The organism is Antarctobacter albus, assembly GCF_900101505.1.
Classification (GTDB): domain Bacteria; phylum Pseudomonadota; class Alphaproteobacteria; order Rhodobacterales; family Rhodobacteraceae; genus Antarctobacter; species Antarctobacter albus.
On the sequence record NZ_FMZI01000035.1, the window covers coordinates 1 to 2,323 of the forward strand.

Consider the following 2,323-nt stretch of genomic DNA (forward strand, 5'->3'; position numbering starts at 1 on the left):
GTGACGGCGTACCTTTTGTATAATGGGTCATCGACTTGGTCTATCTAGCAAGCTTAAGCCGATAGGTGTAGGCGCAGCGAAAGCGAGTCTTAATAGGGCGTCGAGTTAGATGGATCAGACCCGAAACCGAGTGATCTAGGCATGACCAGGATGAAGGTAAGGTAACACTTACTGGAGGTCCGAACCCACACCTGTTGAAAAAGGTCGGGATGAGTTGTGCCTAGGGGTGAAAGGCCAATCAAACTCGGAGATAGCTGGTTCTCCGCGAAATCTATTTAGGTAGAGCGTCATCCGAATACCCCGGGGGGTAGAGCACTGGATGGGTAATGGGGCCCCACAGGCTTACTGATCCTAACCAAACTCCGAATACCCGGGAGTACTAGATGGCAGACACACTGCGGATGCTAACGTCCGTAGTGGAGAGGGAAACAACCCTGACCTACAGCTAAGGCCCCCAATTCATGGCTAAGTGGGAAAGCAGGTGGGACGACCAAAACAACCAGGAGGTTGGCTTAGAAGCAGCCATCCTTTAAAGATAGCGTAACAGCTCACTGGTCTAAACAAGTTGTCCTGCGGCGAAGATGTAACGGGGCTCAAGCCATGAGCCGAAGCTTAGGATGCCGTAAGGCATGGTAGCGGAGCGTAGTGTGATATAGGACTTATCCTTTACTGCCGCCGGTCGTACGGAGCGTGGAAACGCGCTCAAGTAGCCGATAGGCGGTAGCGCAGGAGAAAGTCTTTTCTGTGAAGCCGGCCTGTGAGGGATCCGGTGGAGAGATCACTAGCGAGAATGATGACATGAGTAGCGACAAAGAGTGTGAGAGACACTCTCGCCGAAAGTCCAAGGGTTCCTGCTTAAAGCTAATCTGAGCAGGGTAAGCCGACCCCTAAGGCGAGGCCGAAAGGCGTAGTCGATGGGAACCAGGTTAATATTCCTGGGCCAGGAGGATGTGACGGATTGTGGCGGCGTGCGTGCCTTATCGGATTGGCGCGTATCCAAGACAGTCCCAGGAAATAGCCCTCCATGAGATCGTACCCTAAACCGACACAGGTGGACTGGTAGAGAATACCAAGGCGCTTGAGAGAACGATGTTGAAGGAACTCGGCAAAATACCTCCGTAAGTTCGCGAGAAGGAGGCCCGGTACACGACTACCGGGGGCACAAACCAGGGGGTGGCGACTGTTTATTAAAAACACAGGGCTCTGCGAAGTCGCAAGACGACGTATAGGGTCTGACGCCTGCCCGGTGCCTGAAGGTTAAAAGGAGGGGTGCAAGCTCCGAATTGAAGCCCAGGTAAACGGCGGCCGTAACTATAACGGTCCTAAGGTAGCGAAATTCCTTGTCGGGTAAGTTCCGACCTGCACGAATGGCGTAACGACTTCCCCGCTGTCTCCAACATCGACTCAGCGAAATTGAATTGCCTGTCAAGATGCAGGCTTCCCGCGGTTAGACGGAAAGACCCCGTGCACCTTCACTACAGCTTCGCACTGGCATCAGGCACAACATGTGCAGGATAGGTGGTAGGCTTTGAAGCAGGGACGCCAGTCCCTGTGGAGCCTCCCTTGAGATACCACCCTTGTTCTGCTTGATGTCTAACCGCGGCCCGTTATCCGGGTCCGGGACCCTGCGTGGTGGGTAGTTTGACTGGGGCGGTCGCCTCCTAAAGCGTAACGGAGGCGCGCGAAGGTTGGCTCAGAGCGGTCGGAAATCGCTCGTTGAGTGCAATGGCAGAAGCCAGCCTGACTGCAAGACTGACAAGTCGAGCAGAGTCGAAAGACGGCCATAGTGATCCGGTGGTCCCAAGTGGGAGGGCCATCGCTCAACGGATAAAAGGTACGCCGGGGATAACAGGCTGATACTGCCCAAGAGTCCATATCGACGGCAGTGTTTGGCACCTCGATGTCGGCTCATCTCATCCTGGGGCTGGAGCAGGTCCCAAGGGTATGGCTGTTCGCCATTTAAAGAGGTACGTGAGCTGGGTTTAGAACGTCGTGAGACAGTTCGGTCCCTATCTGCCGTGGGTGTAGGATACTTGAGAGGAGTTGCCCCTAGTACGAGAGGACCGGGGTGAACGATCCACTGGTGGACCTGTTGTTGCGCCAGCAGCAGTGCAGGGTAGCTATGATCGGACAGGATAACCGCTGAAGGCATCTAAGCGGGAAGCCCCCCTCAAAACAAGGTATCCCTGAGGACCGTGGAAGACCACCACGTCGATAGGCCGGAGATGTAAGCACAGCAATGTGTTCAGTTGACCGGTACTAATGGTCCGATAGGCTTGATTTGATCCAGTAACAGCAAGGTTGAAGACAACCTCGTTACGGA

The 2,323-nt window shown here is 54.5% G+C and carries 1 rRNA gene; it reads left to right on the plus strand.

The features are described from left to right. Positions 1-2,284, plus strand: a 23S ribosomal RNA gene (locus BLQ71_RS25640); the annotation flags it as partial. Positions 2,285-2,323: the final 39 nt, after the last annotated feature.